The sequence below is a fragment of the Mesorhizobium sp. M7A.F.Ca.US.010.02.1.1 genome, assembly GCF_004023085.1.
Taxonomy (GTDB): domain Bacteria; phylum Pseudomonadota; class Alphaproteobacteria; order Rhizobiales; family Rhizobiaceae; genus Mesorhizobium.
The window spans coordinates 69,210-86,615 of the sequence record NZ_RZRV01000017.1 but is presented as its reverse complement, the minus strand read 5'-3'; the positions used below and the strand labels follow the sequence as shown (position 1 = coordinate 86,615).

Genomic DNA, 17,406 nt, shown 5'->3' with positions numbered 1-17,406 from the left:
GGCGGAATGTATTTCATTGCATTGGCGGCAGACTATGACGGCACGCTGGCTCATGATGGGATCGTCGCCAAGAAGACGCTCGCCGCGCTTGAGCGGTTCAAGAAAAGCGGCCGCAAGCTGGTTCTCGTCACCGGGCGTGAACTGCCCGATCTCAAGCGCGTCTTTCCCGAGCTTAGCCTCTTCGACAAGGTCGTCGCTGAGAATGGCGCGATGATCTACACGCCGGCCAGCGAGGAAGAGCGGGTGATCGCCCCATCGCCCGAGCCCAAATTCATCGCCAGATTGAAGCGGCAGGGCGTCAAGCCGCTTTCGGTCGGGCGATCGATCGTCGCGACCTGGGAACCCCATCAGGTGACCGTGCTCGATATCATCAAGAAGATGGGTCTCGAACTGGAAATCATCTTCAACAAGGGCGCGGTGATGATCCTGCCGAGCGGCATCAACAAAGCCACCGGGCTCGCTGCGGCCCTTCAGGACCTTCGACTTTCGCCGCACAACGTCGTCGGCGTCGGCGACGCCGAGAACGACCACGCGTTCCTGCAAGCCTGTGGCTGCAGCGCCGCCGTCGACAATGCAATTCCGGCGGTCAAGGATACAGCCAACCTGGTCATGCGTGGCGCCCGCGGCAAGGGCGTGGAGCAATTGATCGCAAAGCTGATAAAGCGTGATCACGCGATAGTGCCGAAGCGCCATGACGGCATCGTTCTTGGGTCGTCTGGCGGCGATGATGTCTACCTGTCGCCGAGCGACACGATCCTCATTGCCGGGAGTTCCGGCATTGGTAAATCCACCTTGGCCACCGCGCTGACGGAACGCTTCGTCGAAAGTGGTTTTCAGTTCTGCGTCTTCGATCCCGAAGGCGACTATGACGGCCTCGAAGGCGCCGTTCGCCTGGGAGACGGCTCAAGCGCGCCGACAAAGGCGCAGGTGCTGGATCTGATCGCCAAGGCCGACAGCAACATTGTCGTCAACGGATTGGCCCTGCGCGTCGACGAGAGGCCGGATTTCTTTGCCGACCTGCTGCCTGGCCTGAGCAGTTTCCGCCGGCGCACCGCGAGACCGCACTGGCTCGTCATCGATGAAGCGCACCATCTTCTGCCCAAGCGGCGCGACGATACGCGGGCGGTCCTTTCATTGGAATTGCCGGGCACAATCTTGATCACCGTTCACCCCGAGGCGATCTCGACAGACGCCTTGCGCCTTGTGACAGCCATCATTGCGCTTGGCCCCAAGGCGAAGGACGTGGTGAAGGTCTTCTGCAAGGAGACTGGCATTGAGCCGCCAAAGGACATCCCCAGCCCCAAGGGCGCGCGCGTGCTGTTCTGGCGGCCGCAGGCGGGCAAGAAAGTCAAGACGGTCAAGGTGGTGGAACCACGTCAGTCACTCAAGCGGCACAGCCGGAAATATGCCGAAGGCCAGCTCGACGAAGCCGGCAGCTTCTATTTCCATGGCCCTGACAATGCGATGAACCTCAGGGCTCACAATCTGATGATCTTCGCTCAGATCGCCGAGGGCATAGACGACAAGACTTGGGAGTTTCACTTGCGCACCGGCGACTATTCCAAATGGTTTCGACATCAGATCAGGGACAAGGACCTGGCGCGCGAAACCACCGAGGCGGAAGAGGACAAGACCCTGTCGGCGCAGGAGAGCCGCAAGCGGGTGCTTGACGCTGTGCGCCGACGCTACACGGCTCCGGCCACAGCCCCGGAGTGACACTCGAGAGCCAAGGCAACTAAGCTATCGCTGCACGCGAAAACTTTTTCAGTCAGGCAACGCCGCCATCGTGACAATTTCAACGACGATGTCGGCTTGGGCAAGCGCTGCAACCCCGATCACCTCGGAGGGCGGCGGGTTGTTATAGCTGCAGTGCTTCGGGCAATGCTCGGCAAAGAACTCGTCCAGTACGTCGAGACGAAAATGGGGTGAACTTAGAACGCCGCCATCGGGAAATGGCCCCTTGATGAAGAAGGTCAGCCGGATGAGATAGTCGAGCGCGCTGCCGAGTTCTTCCAAATCTGATTTGATGTTCGCCAAAATTGCGCGCCACTGTGCCGCCGCATCGCCAGGGAAGCCCCCTCCTCTCTTTCCGGCAGGATCGTAATTCTCGGCGGTTGCGGTATTTCCGCAGAGGTAGACAAATCCCTTTGCTCCGGTGACGACCGTGCCTTTTCCCCACGGCATCAACCTGCCGTTTTTGAATTTCCTATGGGTTACGAGTTCCATGCTCCGTCCAGAGCTCTTGATCGTCAGCCTATCAAATTATCTATTCTGATCGGCAGATCGCGAATGCGCTTGCCGGTGGCATGATAGACGGCACTCGCCACGGCAGCAGCCGTTCCGACATTGCCGAGTTCGCCTAAGCCCTTGACGCCGGCAGGATTGATCTGGTGGTCGATTTCGGGGACCAGGATTACGTCGACCTGTTTGATGTCGGCGTTGACCGGCACGAGATAGTCCTGCAGGTCGCGATTCACGTAGCGCGCGTGTCGCTGATCAATTTCCGTGGCCTCGTGCAACGCTTGGCCAACGCCCCAGATCATGCCACCCATCAGCTGGCTGCGCGCGGTGCGCGTGTTCATGATGCGCCCGGCAGCGAAGGCTCCGACCATGCGCGGCACCCGGATTTCGCGTGTATAGCTGTTGATGCGCACTTCGACGAACTCGGCGCCAAACGCATATTTGACCGAATCTTCGTCGTTCTCTCCACCATGAAACTCCGATTGTCCGGCATAGAGTTTCCTCAGGGCTTCAGGCGAAGAACCCTTCGGCGCAAACTCGGCATATTCTTCGATGGCGCCGACTTGCATGGCCTTGAAGACATCGGCCAGCTTGGCGGACTTGCCGGTCTCGGTGACGACCTCTTCGTCCTTCAAATCCAGCTTCGCATTGGCCGAACCTGCCAGCGGAGCCCCCTTGCCCGCAGCGGCGGCAAACAGTTTTTCGCGTATCGCGTCGCAGGCTTTCATGACCGCGGAGCAGACGCTGGCGGTCGAGATCGATCCGCCCGACACGGGAGCCGGCGGCAAGGCACTGTCGCCCATCTCCACGCTAATCTTGTCCATGCCGACCCCCAGCCTTTCGGCCGCCATTTGGCCGGCGATGGTGCGAACGCCGGTGCCAATTTCATGGGAGCCGCACTGGACCCGAACCTCGCCATCCGCGGTGAGACGAACCCGGGCCGCGCAAGGTGCGGCGGCAGTCGGATAGATTGCCGTCGCACAGCCCATTCCGACCAGCCAATCGCCGTCGCGCATCGAGCCGACCCTGGGATCGCGCTTCGACCAGCCAAAGGCCTCGGACGCCTGGTCGTAGCACTTGATGAGTGAGCGGCTGGAAAATGGCTTGCCTCCGATCGGCTCCTTCTCCGGTTCATTGATGCGACGAAACTCGACAGGATCCATACCGAGGGCCACGGCCATTTCGTCCATGGCGTTTTCCAGCGCGTAGACATAAGGCGTCTCCGGCGGCGATCGCATGTAGCCAGGCGTGTTGCGGTCGGCATGAACCAGCGAAACATGCGTCAGAACGGAGCCGTAATCGTACATGCGCGCGGTGGCGGACGTGCCGCCGACGACATAAGGGTCCGGGCGTGACGTCACCTCCCAGGCCTCATGTCCGAACGCCGTGATGCGGCCGTCCTTGCCGGCGCCCATGCGGATCCGATGCCGCGTTTCGGCGCGATAGGTCTGCGTACCGAAGGCTTGCATGCGATTGACGACGCAGCGAACCGGCCGGCCGATGCGCCGCGCCGCGACGGCAACGATAGCAGTGCGTGCCGTCATCGGCCCCTTGGAGCCGAAGGCGCCGCCGATATAGGGACTGACGATCCGCACATTGGCCGGATCGAGCTTCAGTTGGCGTGCCAGTTCCACCTTCCAGCCCGTAACGTTTTGACTGGGTTCGTGTATCGTCAACTGGTCGCCCTGCCATATGGCGGTGGTCGAAAACAGCTCGATCGGATTATGATGCTGGGTCGGCGTCGAATATTTTTCGTCGATCTTCACCGTCGCATCCGCCCAAGCGGCGTCGAAGTCACCGGCCTTCGCATCCTCCTTGAACATCGGGCTTTTGCCGGCAGCCGGTTCCATCTTCACGCCCTTGGAATCAAAGCTGGCGCTGGGCCGTTCGTCCTCATAGTCGGCGCGGACCAACATCGCTGCCTCCTCCGCCGCCTCGAAGGTTTCAGCGACCACCAGAGCGATGATCTGACCATCGTGAAAAACCGTCTTGTCGTGCAAGGGCCCAATCGAACTTGCACCGGTGTTGCCGAATTTCGGCATGTCGGTCTTGTCCAGATCGCCATAGGTGACGATGTCCAGCACACCGGGTACGGCATTGGCGTCTTTCGTGTGAAGTTCGGAAACCTTGCCCCGGGCAATGCTGCTGGTGGCAAGGGCACCGTAGGCGACGTTGGCCGTAACGATGTCGGCGGGATAGCCGGCCTGTCCGGTAACTTTTAGCCGGGCGTCAATGCGAACAACGGGATCGCCCTGGTTTTCCCTTGGAGCGGGTGCAGCTTGGTTCATGGCTCAGCCCTTCATATCCCGGGTTTCGAGCAGCGCCCGCACCAGCGTGCGCTTGCCGAGCGGTATCTTGAATGCGTTATGCTCGCGCGGTCTGGCATCGGCGAAAGCAGCCTCGGCGGCCTCCTGCGCCGTGGCTTCGTCAAGCACTTTGCCCTGTAGCGCGTCCTCTGCTTCGCGCGCACGCCACGGCACCGTCGCCACTCCGCCAAGCGCAATGCGCGCACTCCTTACCGTCTCGCCATCCATGTCGAGCGCGACAGCCGCGGACGCCAGCGCAAACGCGTAGGATTCGCGATCGCGTATCTTCAGATAGCGCGACCGGCTGCTCCACTGTGCCAGCGGCACTTCGATGGCGGTAATGAGCTCGTCGGCGGCCAGATCCGTCTCGATGTCGGGCGTTTCGCCCGGCCGTTTATGCAGCTTGACAAAAGTGAGCGTGCGCCTTCCCCGCGGACCTTCGACATCGACGGTGGCGTCCAGCGCAACCAGCGCCTGCGCGAAATCGCCGTGATACGTGGCAATACAGGCATCGCTCGTACCCAGCACGGCATGCTGGCGATTGGACCCTTCCATCGCAGCGCAGCCGGAGCCCGGTTCGCGTTTGTTGCACGGCCAAGATATCTCTCGAAAATACTCGCAGCGCGTACGTTGCAGCACATTGCCGCCCAGGCTCGCCATGTTGCGAAGCTGACCGCTGGCAGCGAATTTCAAGCTGTCGGCGAGGACCGGGCAACGGCGCCTGACATCATTGTTGTCGGCTGCTTCACCCATACGGACCAGCGCACCAAACCGGATCTTATCATCGTCTATCCTGATCTGCCGCAAGGCCGGCTCGGCAAGAGTGTTGAGGTCGAGCAGTCGCTCCGGCCGCGCGACACCGAGCTTCATGTAGTCGGCCAGATTGGTGCCGCCGGCGATGAACTGCGTGTCGGCGCCGGTTGGCGGAACATGCACGGCATCGGGACGGGACGCCATGGCGATCGCCGTGGAGACGCTGGTTGGTCTTTCATATACGAACGGGCGCATCCTAAGCCCTCCTGGTCTCGTCGCGTGCCTGAACGATCGCCGAAACGATGTTGGGATAGGCCGCGCAGCGACATAGATTGCCGCTCATATATTCGCGAATATCATCTTCCGATCCAGCATGGCCTTCGTTGATGCAACCGATGGCGGACATGATCTGACCCGGTGTGCAATAGCCGCATTGAAAGGCATCGTGGTCGACGAAGGCCTGCTGGACCGGATGCAGTTCCCCGTCCGCCGAAGCCAGGCCTTCCACCGTTGTGATCTCCCGGCCCTGGTTCATGACGGCAAAGCTCAAGCACGACAGTACCCGCTTTCCGTCGATCAGCACCGTGCAGGCACCACACTGACCGTGATCGCAACCTTTCTTGGTGCCGGTCAGGCCGACATGGTCGCGCAGCGCGTCAAGCAGGCTGGTTCGATTGTCGAGCGCGAGGTTGTAGGTCTGCTTGTTGATACGCATCGAAACCGCCGACAAATCGCGCGGTTCGGCCGGTTTTGCGGACGCGGGCTGGGCAGCTCTCGTTGGGGAATTCACAAGCGGCATCACCGCCGCCGCCGAAACAGAGGCCGTCATGAACATGCGTCTGCTCAAGCCGCTGGAAATTTTGGCATCGGACATGGCTGGCTCCGGGCTGGCTGGGTCTCAAGCGGCCCAAACCACTCGCGGAGGGCAAAGTTCCCTCCTCACGAGCCTGTGATCCTTTTTCTGCTGGCCGGATCGATGCAATCGGAACCTCCCCGGTCAAGCGATGGTTGTGTGCCAAGAGCCGGAAGGAGGCGATCATGAGCGATGGTCGGCATGGCAAGGACGGCGACAATGGACCTGTATTCTCTGCGGAGCAGGCGAGACAAGGCGAGATCATCCTGCGAACGCGCACCCGTCGGGTCATCTTCATAGCCGGCTTGGTCGGTGTCGTGATCCTGGCCCTCGTCGTGAGGTTGGCAATCGGCTGAACCAATTCCCCTCGCCTGCTGCTGCGCTCTCCCCGGCCCGAAAAGCGTTAGCCTGCGCGCGGCGGTGTTTGGCCATGCCGGGCGATGGCATTGGCTACGCGAACTTCTGTTGGAACCAGCGCGTCAAATCGACGTTCAGCCCTTATTCAATAGGAGCAGGCCATGCCACGAGGCGACAAATCGAAATACATGACAAGCAGGAGCGTAAGGCCGACCACATTGCCGAAGGCTACGAGAAGCGCCGGGTTTCGGACAAGGAAGCAGAGCGGCGTGCATGGGCTACCGTCAACAAGGACGATGGCGGTGGCAAGAAGGAAGGCGGTTCGGGCCGCGGCAAACACACGGGCCATCTCGCGGCGCACAAAGGCGGTAAAAGCGGCGGCAAGGCATCGGCATCACGGTCTGCCGCAAGCCGATCCGAATCGGCAAAGAAAGCTGCAGCGACCCGCAAGCGCAATGCGGAACACCGCGCCCATTGATCTTGGCGACGGCCTTGGGCCGAACGATGGAAGCACAGGGATGAAATCTCAGCTCGTCAATGAGATCGGCGGACAACGGACATTCGTCGTGGTGCTCGACCCAGGCGAAGAAGCGTTCGCGGCACTGACCGCCTTCGCGGTCGACCAGGAGATCGGCAGTGCGTCCTTGACCGCCATAGGGGCTTTCGAAAAAGCCACCGTGGGCTGGTTTGATCCGACCGCGAAGACCTACCGCAAAATCCCCATCGGCGAACAGTGCGAGGTTCTGAGCGCGATCGGCGATGTTGCACTGGGTGATGATGACAAGCCCAGCCTGCACGTCCATGCGGTGCTTGGATTGAGCGACGGCACCACCCGGGGTGGACATCTGCTTGACGGCATCGTTCGACCAACGCTCGAAATCACCCTGGTGGAAGCGCCCGGTCATCTGCGCCGCAGCAAGCGTCCGGACCTCGGTGTCGCGCTGATCGATCTGGCCGACTGATCTACAGCCCTCTGTCTCGTTCTCACGCTTTTTTGCTCCGCTCAGCAGGCGCTGTGTCCGGCGCAGCTTCCCACCCGAACACGCTGCGCCCGCCAAGCAGATGCGATTGGTCGAATTCTCCCGCGACAATTTCCTTCAGGCTGGGGCCGGTCACGTATCGCTCGACTTGCCGCGACTGATCGTCGAGCCGCCTCAAGGCGCCGATTTCTTCATCGCGACCGAGCTTTGCCTTCTGCACGGCCGACTTCAGAACCCCGATCGTCTCGTCATAGACCTTCAGCGGTACCGGAAATGGATGCCTGTCCTTGCCGCCATGCGCCAGCGAGAAGCGGCCGGGATCGGAAAAACGGCAAGGAGCGCCATGCACCACCTCGGCAACGAGGGCCAGCGCGCGCACTGTGCGTGCGCCGACGCCGGGGACCAGAAGGAGCTCGGCGAAATCGGTGGGACCGCGGTCCGCGGCGGCTGCGATATTGCCGTGTAGGCGATGCATGACGACATCGCTTTCGCGAACGTCATGGTGGGCCGGCATGACCAAATGCGGCAGCAGCGGTTGTTCCGGTTCCTGCCGGCGCGTCGGCTCCGCGCCACGCTCCAATGCCGCCAGCTCGCCCAGGATGCGATCCGGTCCGAGATTCTGCAAAAGGTCAAGTTGCCCTTGGCGGGACGCCTCGGCACGCCGGTCGGTCAGGTTGACGATCTCGCCTTGATTGGCCCCTTCGATAGCGGCATGCGGCTGGTCGACAAAACTCTTCAGGCCCTCGGAGAGCCAATGGTAGCGGCGCGCCACCTTGCTGTCGCCGTTCATGCCTTGCTGCACCACAACCCAGTGACCGTCATCGGCGACGATAAAGCCATGCAGATAGAGACCGAAACCGTCCTGGACGGCGGCGCTGTCGACCTTGGCGACCAGCCGGCTGGCGGTTGCCAGGCCCGCTCCGTCGAAGCCGACGCGTTGGCCGATGGCTTCCAGCTCATGCGGGGTTTTGCGCGAATGCGCGCCGCGACCACCGCAGACATGGATGCCGAGCTCGCCGGAAAGCGGCGTGAGGCCACGCTTCAAAGCGCCCACGACGCTGGTCGTGATTCCTGACGAGTGCCAGTCCATGCCCATGACAGCACCAAAGGACTGGAACCAGAATGGATGCGCCAGCCGCCGCAGCAGCTCGTCTCGACCATAGTGATGAATGATCGCCTCGCACATCACGGCGCCAAGACGCGTCATGCGGTCGCCGAGCCATTTTGGCACGCGCCCGCCATGGAGTGGAAGATCAGCACTTCCCGATCGTTGCGTCACGTCCTGCTACCTGTTCTGGTGTCCGTCATTCTCTTAACAGATAGGCAGCCCAACCGCGCAAGGAAGCATGGACGCTCCCACCCGGGCCGGGTTAGCGGACGTCAAGTCCAGTTCGAGAGAACCGTTTCCATCTCAACCGTCTCGACCTGCTGCGCGAAACGTTGGTGGTAAACCGTCAGCAGTGCGTCATGGGTTGCGTCGGAAGAACTGCACAGCGCGTCCGTGACGAGAACCACGCGATAGCCGAAATCGATGGCCCCGAGCACCGTGGCCAGAACGCAAACATCCGTTTCGCCGCCGGTGATGACCAGCGTATCGATGCCGCGCTCCACCAGGAGCGCTCTGAGACGCCCTTCGAACCAGGGCGAGTAGATGTGCTTGTCGACGATCGCCGCTGGCGGACAGTAGCCGGCTAAAGACGGCAACAGTTCGGTCATTTCGGGCCCGATCGTCTCGATCGTCAGGGAAGCCCAGCGCTCATAATAGCGCTTCCATGTGCCGACGCCCTGCCCCGGCTTCCCGGCGGGCAGGAAGCGTGTAAAGACCGTCTGTGGCGCGCGTCTTTCGACCAGCCTCTCGATCTGCGGGAGAACCCGGGTGATCCAGGGTGTTGCCCATTCGGACGGCTCTGCAAACAGCCGCTGCATATCCACGCAGATATGCATGCATCGATCGCCGAGAGGACCGTATGCCAGCCCCGGCATCGACATCAGCGCTTCTCCGACCGACGATGCATTTTCCCTGTTTCCTCCCGTTGTCGGCAAAGACACGCAACGCCGCGCGCAAGCACTGGTTCCTGAGATAGCCACAGGAACCGACGTAAATGGCTGGCGTTTCCGCTGAGATGAATGGAGGTGCTCGCATGAGACCGCGCGAGAGGCGTTGGAGCGGCAAGTCAGCCGGGGCGCCAAAATGGAACTGAGCGGAGGATGTCTCTGCGGCACGATCCGCTTCCGCGTTGGAAGCGAACCGTGCATTACTGCCATTGTGATATGTGCCGGCGAGCGACCGGCAGTGCGTTCGCGGTTCTGGCCTGGGTGCCTTCCCAAAGCGTGAACTGGACCAATGCGACGCCGACCTATCGCAGGTCTTCGCCGATTGCCTGCAGGGGGTTCTGCTCCGCCTGCGGATCGCCCCTCAGCCTTGCCTATGACGCATCGCCCGGAGAGATCGCGCTGCATATCGGAACGTTCGACGATCCGGCTCGGCTGGAACCGCGCTACAATTATGGATCGAGGCAGCGACTTGGCTGGGTTTGCTGCGGAATAGACCTGCCGCACCACGATACTGAGGAGCGATGGTGAAACCATGTCTGAAGGACAAGCCAGATGAGCATGTTTTACCGGGCGGCCAAGATTGCCGAAGAGGTCCACGCAGCACAGCGCGACAAGACCGGGCGACCGTATATCGAGCACTGCCGCCGTATCGTTGACGCGGTCGAACCAAGGACCAGAAGGTCGTCGCCTATCTCCATGACGTCCTCGAAAAGGGCGAAGGCTGGGACCGGACCAAGTTGGAAAAGGCCGGTTTTGGCCCGACGATCGCTTCGGCCGTCGACGCCATGTCGCGCAGGTCCGGTGAGGATTACTTCGCGTTTGTGCGACGAGCGGCATCGAATCCATTGGCGCTGCCGGTGAAGCGCGCGGATCTGGCGGACAATATCTGGCAGGCACGACAGGTCGGGGCATCGACTGTCAAATATGAGGAGGCACTATGCATCCTTGATGACGAGTTTCCGCGCCGTCAGCACCAGCCTTGAATTCAGATCGCCCCGCTGCGAACGGGCAATCTACTCCGGGACGTGGGGCGTGTGCCGTCTGTCCTCCGCGGGCTCGGCATCGATGCGCGCCTTTTCCGGATCGAATGCACCATGACGTGCAATGGGCCGCGCCGCGGTTTCAGGCGTCTCGTATGCCCACATGACATCGTCAGCCGAGCTGCCCACCGCATGGACGCGCCAGTAGCTTGCGGTGCCTTTCAAAGGGGAGCGGCTGGTGGTGTTCGTCTTTTCGAAAAGGTCGAAATAGATGTCTTCGAAAGGGATGTAGAACACGGGCTCATGTCCTTCTTCCTGAAGCACTTTCGCCCGTTCCGTGGCAGCGACTATGGCGTCGGAAAATCGTACCGTCACCGTGCCGGCAAACGGTTCTATGGCCAGTTGGCCAGCATGGTGTGTTGAGATTGCGCCTGAAGCTTGCATTCAAATTCTCCCTGGCTGCCGATTGATTGCGAGACCGCATTTCGGTTCGTCATGCATGGAGACGAAATGCACGGCGATGCGTCAGGTTCCGGCCTGTACTATGAGGTCGAATGACGACCCCACTTCAGCGCTTGCCATGGCTATCGAGAAACGCAGCCAACAATCGCGAAACCTGATCAGAAGCCTCACGCGTCGGGAAGTGTCCGATGCCATCCAGCACCACCCGCCTGTAGAACGCGGTGAAATGCTTTTCGAGCCCCTCTGAGGACTGGGCAAACACAACGCGGTCGTCGCCACCATGAAGCGTCAGGATTGGCACCGTGATGATCTTGACCGCTGCTTGCCGGCGGGCGAGTTCGGCATAGCGTGGATCGGGCTCGGCCTCTTCCCATCTGACCCGATAGGAATGCAACGTCACATCCGCCCAGTCAGGATTTTCGAACGAACTCGCGACACCATCGAAAATAGCGTCGTCGAACCAGCCTAATGGGCCCCAGCTATCCCACTGGTATCTGGCGAATTTTTTGCCATTGTTTCGTACGAACTCAGCGCCCCGGGCCGTCGCCATGAACCATTGATACCAAAATGCTTTCGCTTGTCCGGGCGCCGGCGTTGCTGGTTTGCCTGGTTGCCAGCCGAGCGACAGCGCAGCACAGCACTTGATGCGGTCCGGGAAAACCGACGCGAGCAGATAGGATATCCGGGCGCCCCAATCGTGTCCGACAACCGCAAAGCGGCTGAGGCCAAGCGCATCGGCAAAATCCAGCACATCCTGCGCCATCGCGGCAATCTCGCCCGAGCGCATGGTTTCTTCTGACAGGAACGATGTCGGCCCAAAGCCTCGCAGCCAAGGCGAAAACGTCCGAAAGCCAGCTTCATGAAGGGCTGGCGAAATGCGAGCGTATGTCGTCGCGTCGTCGGGCCAGCCATGCAGCAGGATAACCGGGGCGCCGTCTCGCGGTCCACCATCGAGATAGGCGACGCGCAGCAGAGGTGTGTCGCAATGTGAGACCGAGTTCATTTGCCCTGAGGCACAGTGGCTGGCTGATCACCACCAGTCGTGGACTCTAGTCTGGCGGCCTGGTCAATCTGTGGGTTCTTGTTGATGGTGCCGGTGTTGGCTTTCATCGGCTCGATATTGTTGTCGCAGGCGCCGAGCGCAAGGACGGCGGCCAGGACCAGGAGTAAAAAGAACCTCTTCATCGAAACCTCCTCTGGTTGCTGTCCGGCAAACGAGGTTCCACCAATTTGGTTGCCTGATCGTACTCTCCAAGACGCCATGGATTTGACGATCAACGCTTCGAGCTATTGGAATCGGCTGCAACTGTCGGATCAGGCAAAACCGGGCCACGTTCAGTCTCCGAACCCTCAGCCTCGATCTCCTGCACGGCCTGGTCCCAGTGCTCCTGCTCGCGGCCAGCCGGCCGGCCCTCCTGCTCCCAGATTTCATGGGCTCGCAGTTTGATCTTTTCTTCCTTGCTGTCCATGGCTAGATCCTCCAATTCGTCAGTCTCAATTCCGGGCCATATTTTTTGTTCCTCCCCATATTTTTTGTTCCTCCTCTGTCGGGAACAGCGCTGCCGGAGTTGCGATTTCGGGGAAGGCGCTTGTGGATTGCGTGGGATGAGCCGCTTGGTAATTTTCGTACCGATATTTTTTCGTGACACACCGATGCCCGCAGCTTTATGAATCTGGCTATCGGCCAGCGCCGAGCACGTCCCTCTCCGATCCTCTTGCCCGGCGCTCAACGCCTGATCGCCCGTCGCATCGACATGACGGGCCTGTTGCTTCGAGAGAAGGTGACGCCCATGCGGGAATTGCCGAAAGACATCGACGCCGATGTGGTCATCGAAATCAGCAAGCTGCTGGACGACAGCCCGCTTTTCGTCCCGGTGCGGGTTCATGAACTTGCGGCCAAGGTGAGGCAGAGGGTGAAGACCGGCCTGCCGGATTTTTCGATCGAAGAACTGATCGTGGAGATGGCCTCCGTACGTCAACTGGCCATGGCCTTTGATCTGCCTGGATCGGAGAACGTCGTGCAAATCCCGGTGCGGTATCGCCGCTAGCACTGCGGCATCACACGCTCCATCCGGAGGTCAGAACAAGCGATGCCTCAAACATCTGCGCACCGATCTCATCGCGTACTTTGACGGTTACCTTGACGAAATCGCAGTCGGGCATTTCGTCTTGGGCAACATCCTGCAAAATACGAATTGCTTCCGCTCTGGCTTGTTCCCGGGATTCGAACAGCTGCCCGTCATCGTCGGGTACCGCGCCGTCACCGTTTTGAAGATCGAAATAGTACCGCTTCATTTTCGAGCCACGCTGGAAACATCGGGCGGGTCAGTGATTTCGCTTCATTGGGGTTCCTGCCCGCTCGGCGGCCGTGCTGGTGAAGACGTGGTCGTTCAACGCACCGCAGCGCGAAGCGCCGATAGGAAAAGCACAAGCAACGCCAAGGCATTGAGGCCAGCGGCGATGGCATGTGAATACTCCCATTGGCGCCGCAGCAGCTCCCAGTTTTCAGGCAGGACAGTCCAGTTCCGGGTCGCCTGATTGATTGGGTAGGTCAGCGTCCAGAAGGCAAATTGCGTGGCGCCGATGCTGAGAAAGGCGACGACAACCAAGCCGAAAGATGCACTCGCTCGGTAGAGCAGGATCGCCAGGGCGGCCGTAGAGAGCAATGCTCCCAGCACCACGATTCCGAACAGGCTCCATCCATCATAGGCGCGCTGCGCAGCCAGATAGTTTGGCCCGTCGAGCTTCATCTTGTTGAACATCGCGAAGAGATGCGCGGCGGCCGGAACGAAAGCCAGTGCCACGAAAATGAAGCTGACCACCCTCAGACTATAAATTGCCATATCCGGCCTCCTCTCAGGAGAGAGCTAGGGCAATCGGCAAGGTTGAAAAGGTCATTATAACGACGGCTTCCGCCCGCGATCATGTGGTCTCGAGTGAGGTCGTTTTTTTAGACCTCACTCAACTATCTCGGAACATTTTTTTTGGGTTCTGGTTCTACGCACTGAAGGGACGAACCTTACCCAGGGAGATTTCCCCATGAAACATGTTCTCATTACCAGCATGCTGGCGATCGGGCTCGGCTGTGGAACGGCAATGGCTCAGACACAACAGCCCGAAAGCCAATCTGGCGCAGACGCCAATTGCGCTTCCGGGCAGGCTGACTGCCAGGGCGGTTCCAAGATGGGCGAGCAGGCCCAGGGCAAAGCCAAGCTGAAGACCGACGAGCAGGCTCAGGGCAAGGCCGGCACCTCCACCGACCAACAGGCTCAGGACAAGACCAAGCTGAAGACCGACGAGCAGGCGCAGGGCAAGGCCGGCACCTCCACCGACCAACAGGCTCAGGACAAGACCAAGCTGAAGACCGACGAGCAGGCGCAGGGCAAGGCCGGCACCACCGACCAGCAGGCTCAGGACAAGACCAAGCTGAAGCAGGCGCAGGACAAGACCAAGCTGAAGACCGACGAGCAGGCGCAGGGCAAGGCCGGCACCACCACCGACCAGCAGGCTCAGGACAAGACCAAGATGCAGACCGACGAGCAGGCTCAGGGCAAGGCTGGCACCACCACCGACCAGCAGGCTCAGGACAAGACCAAGATGCAGACCGACGAGCAGGCTCAGGGCAAGGCCTCGAGACAGGATACGACGTCGACCGGTTCCATCAACAACGTGACGGTGGAGCAGAAAACCGAGGTCACTCAGATCATCCGGGAGACGAAGGTCGAGCCTGTTTCCAATGTCGATTTTGACATCACCGTCGGCGTCGAAGTCCCACGGCAGAAGGTCAGGCTGCATCGTTTGCCGGCTCGTATCGTCAAGATCGTTCCCGCTTACGAAAGTTACGAGTATTTCGTGCTTGCGGACGGCCGGATCGTCATCGTTGATCCGGATACGTTCAAGATCGTCCTGATTTTGACCTAACATCTCCAACGAGTGGTCCGCCCTCTAGAGGGCGGACCGTCATTGCTGGACTGCTATGGATTCAAAGCAACCCAGAAGGACCGCAAGCGGCAGGTGATACATTCTGCCACCCGCATCGCGGACTCGGCTAGAGACGCCCGAGCACGACCAGGATAATGACTACAAGCAGCAGCAGACCGAGGCCGCCGCCGCCATAGTAACCGGTGCCGTAGAAAGGCCCGCCGCCAAGACCACTAAAACCGCCAAGCAATGCAATGACCAGAATAATGATAAGAATCGTGCCGAGACCCATGACTTGCTCTCCTGTTTGCGGCTTCGCGCCGTATAGACGGAGCGGCGGTCGCCGGCTGATGAGAATATGAACTCGCTACAAGCCTTCCTGTTCCCGACTGAGACCTCATCGACGCTGCCAAGGTAGTGTTTAGGTGAACAAAGGTCACCCCGAGACGCCCGAGTAGTCCCGCTCTTTCAGCAATCCAGCGAGATGGGCGGCGTTTGAAGCTGCCATTTCGATCGCACCCGAGACTTTTTCCGGAGTTGCCGGCAGGTCGACGTAGTTAACCTCCTGCATGGCCTCGCCAACCCAATAGACCCCGCCATTGGCCGGGATGGTGAAGCCAACATCGTTCAGTGCCTGAAAGCATTCCGCGTGGCAGTGATGCGCACCGTCCTCATTGCCGACGATGGCTACCAAGGCCACCTTTCCTGCTGCCGGCATGCGCCCTCTGTCATCGGTCTCATCGAGAAACGCATCCATCCGCTCCAGGACGCGCTTGGCCACACTCGAGGGCTGGCCAAGCCAGATCGGGAGCCCGAGCACGAAAATGTCGGCCGCCAGTATTTTCTTCCTGAGTTTCGGCCAATCGTCGCCCTCGCCCATGTCGGAGAGCACGCCGGGCTTGATATCGTGGCTGAGCGCACGCACGATCTCGCCCTTCACCTCGTATTGCATCAGCGCCGCCAGGACATCGGCGAGCAACCGATCGGTGGAGGATTTTTCCCTGTCGTTCGAAGCTTTGAGCGAGCAATTGAGTGCGAAGGCCGTAAGCGGCATCTGGATCTCCCTGCATTGTCCTAATTGCAAATCGCCGCCGCGACGACTTCGCGACAGCCCATTCGCCCGTTGCGGGACCGCCCGGCATTTTAACGTCAGGATTAAATGCTTGTTCCGCCAAGCGGACCAACAGGCCGGTGGCGAGAGTGGCCCCCTCCTCCCGCCGGGTGACGGTCCAGCCGGCTGAGCGAGCAGGCTGGGTTCTTTGAGCACTGGCCACTGCTGGAGAACGGGCGGCGGTGAGCAGCGACGCCGGCGGAAACCGGTCGGGCAACCTATTCGTTCGCTCATCGTTTTCTCCTGAGTTCCCGAGAATGGATAGACGATGCTCGTCCGGACCCTCGAAGCAGGCAATATGCGGCTGGCGGTATCCATGGCCGGCGATCCGGGCCGACCGGCCTTGATCCTTCTGCACGGCTGGCCCCATTCCCGGAAAATCTATGAGGGTGTGATCGATGAACTCGGCGCACGATGCTTTACGCTGGCTTTCGATCTTCCGGATCGGTGAATCGCGTGGCACGCCGCCGTCGGCGGAAAATAAGGTTCTTATGCTCATGCGGAGTTGGCGCGCAATGTCCGCAAGGTGATCGAGTATCGATGCAGGTCAACTGGCGGAATGCTATGCTCCCATTCCGTGCGTGATGGTCCGGTCATGAGATACGCCGACCTTGGTTCGACGACGATGGTGCGGCGATCCCACTTGGTGCCATTCTTCCGCCGGAGCCGGAAGCTGCAAGGCGCCAGCAACGAAACACCCGCAACGTCTTCGAAATGAGGCTTGTCTCGATGCCAGCCAATGCCGGCGCCAGGCCGATACTCATTGATCAACACCTGCGCGAAAGCCTCGGCGGGCCTGCCTGCCAGCACCGCGATCTTGTCGCGCAGGGCCAGTAGGAAGTCAGGGATCGGCGGCGCTTCGACGACCTGACGCCTGTCATAGTCGTAGCGCAGGCCAAAACCGACCACGCGCCGGTTTGCCAGATGGCCATGGAAATCGAACGCCTCGAAAGGCAGGCCTTCGAGGCGCCGGGCGAGTTCCGCTTCTTCTTGCGCCGCGATCAACTCGGGCTGGTAGAGGAAACCGTCCGGCAGGTCGTCGGCAGCACCAAAGAGATCGTGCTGAAGCCTGGATGAGCCGGGTGTTTTCGATGTGGGTGTCGACATCCCAGCTAGATGGTGAAGGCCAGCCCGCCTGGCAATATCGGAACCTGGCCAGCAAATCTGCACCCTACCCGCGGACATCACCGCGCCGACCGGACAAAGCCTGTCAATTCGGAGTTATCGGGTGCTGTATTCAACCTAGGATTCCGCAGGCAGGCCTTGAATGCGATCGAGGGAGGTTGCGTGTATGTACGTACGGTTCTTACCAAACCGTGAGCCCTCGTTGCCAGTTGCTTGTCAGCAACTAAATTGGCAACGCGGCATCCCCAAAACATGCCGCAGT

At 60.5% G+C, this 17,406-nt stretch carries 21 protein-coding genes and 2 pseudogenes; 8 read left to right on the top strand and 15 right to left on the bottom strand.

All coding sequences use genetic code 11. From position 1 onward, the window contains the following. The first annotated feature begins 6 nt into the window (after nt 1–6). Complete coding sequence (locus EOA19_RS19160; RefSeq protein WP_128304484.1) at nt 7–1,716, top strand: HAD-IIB family hydrolase; 1,710 nt, start codon at nt 7–9, stop codon at nt 1,714–1,716. Between the two features lie 48 nt (nt 1,717–1,764). Here EOA19_RS19160 and EOA19_RS19155 read toward each other — a convergent pair whose 3' ends face one another. From EOA19_RS19155 to EOA19_RS19140, 4 genes are read right to left on the bottom strand one after another with little or no spacing between them, the layout of a single operon-like run. Next, entirely contained in the window at nt 1,765–2,226 is a 462-nt protein-coding gene (locus EOA19_RS19155; RefSeq protein ID WP_128304483.1) for a RidA family protein, read from the bottom strand. 23 nt (nt 2,227–2,249) lie between these two features. After that, on the bottom strand, nt 2,250–4,529 hold the full coding sequence (locus tag EOA19_RS19150; protein ID WP_128304482.1) for a xanthine dehydrogenase family protein molybdopterin-binding subunit: 2,280 nt from the start codon (nt 4,527–4,529) through the stop codon (nt 2,250–2,252). A gap of 3 nt (nt 4,530–4,532) precedes the next feature. Then, on the bottom strand, nt 4,533–5,555 hold the full coding sequence (locus EOA19_RS19145; protein ID WP_128304481.1) for a xanthine dehydrogenase family protein subunit M: 1,023 nt from the start codon (nt 5,553–5,555) through the stop codon (nt 4,533–4,535). A gap of 1 nt (nt 5,556) precedes the next feature. Further along, complete coding sequence (locus EOA19_RS19140) at nt 5,557–6,129, bottom strand: (2Fe-2S)-binding protein (protein WP_245486221.1); 573 nt, start codon at nt 6,127–6,129, stop codon at nt 5,557–5,559. 209 nt (nt 6,130–6,338) lie between these two features. Between EOA19_RS19140 and EOA19_RS19135 the strand changes: the two genes are divergently transcribed. The 3 genes and pseudogenes from EOA19_RS19135 to EOA19_RS19125 all read left to right on the top strand — a co-directional run bounded on the left by EOA19_RS19135 (nt 6,339) and on the right by EOA19_RS19125 (nt 7,472). Then, nucleotides 6,339–6,509 carry a hypothetical protein gene (locus tag EOA19_RS19135; protein ID WP_023811966.1) on the top strand — a complete coding sequence of 57 codons (171 nt, stop codon included), beginning with the start codon at nt 6,339–6,341 and terminating at the stop codon, nt 6,507–6,509. A gap of 162 nt (nt 6,510–6,671) precedes the next feature. Continuing rightward, nucleotides 6,672–6,988: pseudogene (locus EOA19_RS19130) on the top strand (plasmid stabilization protein). Nucleotides 6,989–7,028: 40 nt separating this feature from the next. Beyond that, nucleotides 7,029–7,472, top strand: coding sequence for a PPC domain-containing DNA-binding protein (locus tag EOA19_RS19125; protein ID WP_023811968.1), 444 nt, complete (start codon nt 7,029–7,031; stop codon nt 7,470–7,472). 22 nt (nt 7,473–7,494) lie between these two features. Here EOA19_RS19125 and EOA19_RS19120 read toward each other — a convergent pair whose 3' ends face one another. Then, a complete protein-coding gene (locus EOA19_RS19120) occupies nt 7,495–8,769 on the bottom strand; it encodes a DUF763 domain-containing protein (protein WP_128304479.1) in 1,275 nt (424 codons plus the stop codon). Between the two features lie 101 nt (nt 8,770–8,870). Next, the gene (locus EOA19_RS19115; RefSeq protein WP_127294539.1) at nt 8,871–9,479 is read right to left on the bottom strand and encodes a cysteine hydrolase; all 609 of its coding nucleotides are present in this window, start codon (nt 9,477–9,479) and stop codon (nt 8,871–8,873) included. Nucleotides 9,480–9,698: 219 nt separating this feature from the next. Between EOA19_RS19115 and EOA19_RS19110 the strand changes: the two genes are divergently transcribed. Both EOA19_RS19110 and EOA19_RS19105 read left to right on the top strand, forming a co-directional pair. After that, entirely contained in the window at nt 9,699–10,073 is a 375-nt protein-coding gene (locus EOA19_RS19110; RefSeq protein ID WP_348629845.1) for a GFA family protein, read from the top strand. 24 nt (nt 10,074–10,097) lie between these two features. Then, a pseudogene (locus EOA19_RS19105) lies at nt 10,098–10,528 on the top strand (HD domain-containing protein). Nucleotides 10,529–10,558: 30 nt separating this feature from the next. Here EOA19_RS19105 and EOA19_RS19100 read toward each other — a convergent pair. The 4 genes from EOA19_RS19100 to EOA19_RS19085 form a co-directional block, all read right to left on the bottom strand. Further along, nucleotides 10,559–10,969 carry a DUF427 domain-containing protein gene (locus tag EOA19_RS19100; protein ID WP_023811973.1) on the bottom strand — a complete coding sequence of 137 codons (411 nt, stop codon included), beginning with the start codon at nt 10,967–10,969 and terminating at the stop codon, nt 10,559–10,561. Between the two features lie 124 nt (nt 10,970–11,093). Continuing rightward, nucleotides 11,094–11,990, bottom strand: coding sequence for an alpha/beta hydrolase (locus tag EOA19_RS19095; RefSeq protein WP_128304478.1), 897 nt, complete (start codon nt 11,988–11,990; stop codon nt 11,094–11,096). Then, entirely contained in the window at nt 11,987–12,172 is a 186-nt protein-coding gene (locus tag EOA19_RS19090) for a hypothetical protein (protein ID WP_128304477.1), read from the bottom strand. The genes EOA19_RS19095 and EOA19_RS19090 overlap by 4 nt, the downstream gene beginning before the upstream one ends. An 89-nt stretch (nt 12,173–12,261) precedes the next feature. After that, nucleotides 12,262–12,456 (bottom strand): DUF2934 domain-containing protein, encoded by a 195-nt coding sequence (locus EOA19_RS19085; protein WP_128304476.1) that lies wholly within the window; start codon nt 12,454–12,456, stop codon nt 12,262–12,264. A 198-nt stretch (nt 12,457–12,654) separates the two neighbouring features. Here EOA19_RS19085 and EOA19_RS19080 point away from each other — a divergent pair, with 198 nt between their 5' ends. Continuing rightward, nucleotides 12,655–13,035: a hypothetical protein gene (locus EOA19_RS19080; RefSeq protein WP_245486215.1), complete on the top strand. Its 381-nt coding sequence runs from the start codon at nt 12,655–12,657 to the stop codon at nt 13,033–13,035. 10 nt (nt 13,036–13,045) lie between these two features. Here the strand turns inward: EOA19_RS19080 and EOA19_RS19075 are convergent, their stop codons facing one another. Next, nucleotides 13,046–13,282, bottom strand: coding sequence for a hypothetical protein (locus EOA19_RS19075; protein ID WP_023811979.1), 237 nt, complete (start codon nt 13,280–13,282; stop codon nt 13,046–13,048). Nucleotides 13,283–13,377: 95 nt separating this feature from the next. Next, on the bottom strand, nt 13,378–13,830 hold the full coding sequence (locus EOA19_RS19070) for a hypothetical protein (protein WP_128304475.1): 453 nt from the start codon (nt 13,828–13,830) through the stop codon (nt 13,378–13,380). Nucleotides 13,831–14,026: 196 nt separating this feature from the next. Here EOA19_RS19070 and EOA19_RS19065 point away from each other — a divergent pair, with 196 nt between their 5' ends. Beyond that, nucleotides 14,027–14,908 (top strand): DUF1236 domain-containing protein, encoded by an 882-nt coding sequence (locus tag EOA19_RS19065; protein WP_128304474.1) that lies wholly within the window; start codon nt 14,027–14,029, stop codon nt 14,906–14,908. Nucleotides 14,909–15,035: 127 nt separating this feature from the next. On the opposite strand, the gene EOA19_RS19060 is transcribed toward EOA19_RS19065, so the two are convergent. From EOA19_RS19060 to EOA19_RS19045, 3 genes are all read right to left on the bottom strand, one after another. Next, complete coding sequence (locus EOA19_RS19060) at nt 15,036–15,200, bottom strand: DUF3309 family protein (protein ID WP_023811982.1); 165 nt, start codon at nt 15,198–15,200, stop codon at nt 15,036–15,038. A 144-nt stretch (nt 15,201–15,344) separates the two neighbouring features. Then, nucleotides 15,345–15,962 carry an NAD(P)H-dependent oxidoreductase gene (locus EOA19_RS19055; protein ID WP_128304473.1) on the bottom strand — a complete coding sequence of 206 codons (618 nt, stop codon included), beginning with the start codon at nt 15,960–15,962 and terminating at the stop codon, nt 15,345–15,347. Nucleotides 15,963–16,514: 552 nt separating this feature from the next. Further along, nucleotides 16,515–17,126 carry an alpha-ketoglutarate-dependent dioxygenase AlkB gene (locus EOA19_RS19045; protein WP_128304472.1) on the bottom strand — a complete coding sequence of 204 codons (612 nt, stop codon included), beginning with the start codon at nt 17,124–17,126 and terminating at the stop codon, nt 16,515–16,517. Between the last annotated feature and the right edge of the window lie 280 nt (nt 17,127–17,406).

What these genes read in the sequence shown, in the direction of transcription:
- EOA19_RS19160 (WP_128304484.1), top strand. Translation starts at nt 7, where the DNA reads ATGTATTTCATTGCATTGGCGGCAGACTATGACGGCACGCTGGCTCAT.
- EOA19_RS19155 (WP_128304483.1), bottom strand. Translation starts at nt 2,226, where the DNA reads ATGGAACTCGTAACCCATAGGAAATTCAAAAACGGCAGGTTGATGCCG.
- EOA19_RS19150 (WP_128304482.1), bottom strand. Translation starts at nt 4,529, where the DNA reads ATGAACCAAGCTGCACCCGCTCCAAGGGAAAACCAGGGCGATCCCGTT.
- EOA19_RS19145 (WP_128304481.1), bottom strand. Translation starts at nt 5,555, where the DNA reads ATGCGCCCGTTCGTATATGAAAGACCAACCAGCGTCTCCACGGCGATC.
- EOA19_RS19140 (WP_245486221.1), bottom strand. Translation starts at nt 6,129, where the DNA reads ATGACGGCCTCTGTTTCGGCGGCGGCGGTGATGCCGCTTGTGAATTCC.
- EOA19_RS19135 (WP_023811966.1), top strand. Translation starts at nt 6,339, where the DNA reads ATGAGCGATGGTCGGCATGGCAAGGACGGCGACAATGGACCTGTATTC.
- EOA19_RS19125 (WP_023811968.1), top strand. Translation starts at nt 7,029, where the DNA reads ATGAAATCTCAGCTCGTCAATGAGATCGGCGGACAACGGACATTCGTC.
- EOA19_RS19115 (WP_127294539.1), bottom strand. Translation starts at nt 9,479, where the DNA reads ATGTCGATGCCGGGGCTGGCATACGGTCCTCTCGGCGATCGATGCATG.
- EOA19_RS19110 (WP_348629845.1), top strand. Translation starts at nt 9,699, where the DNA reads ATGTCTCTGCGGCACGATCCGCTTCCGCGTTGGAAGCGAACCGTGCAT.
- EOA19_RS19100 (WP_023811973.1), bottom strand. Translation starts at nt 10,969, where the DNA reads ATGCAAGCTTCAGGCGCAATCTCAACACACCATGCTGGCCAACTGGCC.
- EOA19_RS19095 (WP_128304478.1), bottom strand. Translation starts at nt 11,990, where the DNA reads ATGAACTCGGTCTCACATTGCGACACACCTCTGCTGCGCGTCGCCTAT.
- EOA19_RS19090 (WP_128304477.1), bottom strand. Translation starts at nt 12,172, where the DNA reads ATGAAGAGGTTCTTTTTACTCCTGGTCCTGGCCGCCGTCCTTGCGCTC.
- EOA19_RS19085 (WP_128304476.1), bottom strand. Translation starts at nt 12,456, where the DNA reads ATGGACAGCAAGGAAGAAAAGATCAAACTGCGAGCCCATGAAATCTGG.
- EOA19_RS19080 (WP_245486215.1), top strand. Translation starts at nt 12,655, where the DNA reads ATGAATCTGGCTATCGGCCAGCGCCGAGCACGTCCCTCTCCGATCCTC.
- EOA19_RS19075 (WP_023811979.1), bottom strand. Translation starts at nt 13,282, where the DNA reads ATGAAGCGGTACTATTTCGATCTTCAAAACGGTGACGGCGCGGTACCC.
- EOA19_RS19070 (WP_128304475.1), bottom strand. Translation starts at nt 13,830, where the DNA reads ATGGCAATTTATAGTCTGAGGGTGGTCAGCTTCATTTTCGTGGCACTG.
- EOA19_RS19065 (WP_128304474.1), top strand. Translation starts at nt 14,027, where the DNA reads ATGAAACATGTTCTCATTACCAGCATGCTGGCGATCGGGCTCGGCTGT.
- EOA19_RS19060 (WP_023811982.1), bottom strand. Translation starts at nt 15,200, where the DNA reads ATGGGTCTCGGCACGATTCTTATCATTATTCTGGTCATTGCATTGCTT.
- EOA19_RS19055 (WP_128304473.1), bottom strand. Translation starts at nt 15,962, where the DNA reads ATGCCGCTTACGGCCTTCGCACTCAATTGCTCGCTCAAAGCTTCGAAC.
- EOA19_RS19045 (WP_128304472.1), bottom strand. Translation starts at nt 17,126, where the DNA reads ATGTCGACACCCACATCGAAAACACCCGGCTCATCCAGGCTTCAGCAC.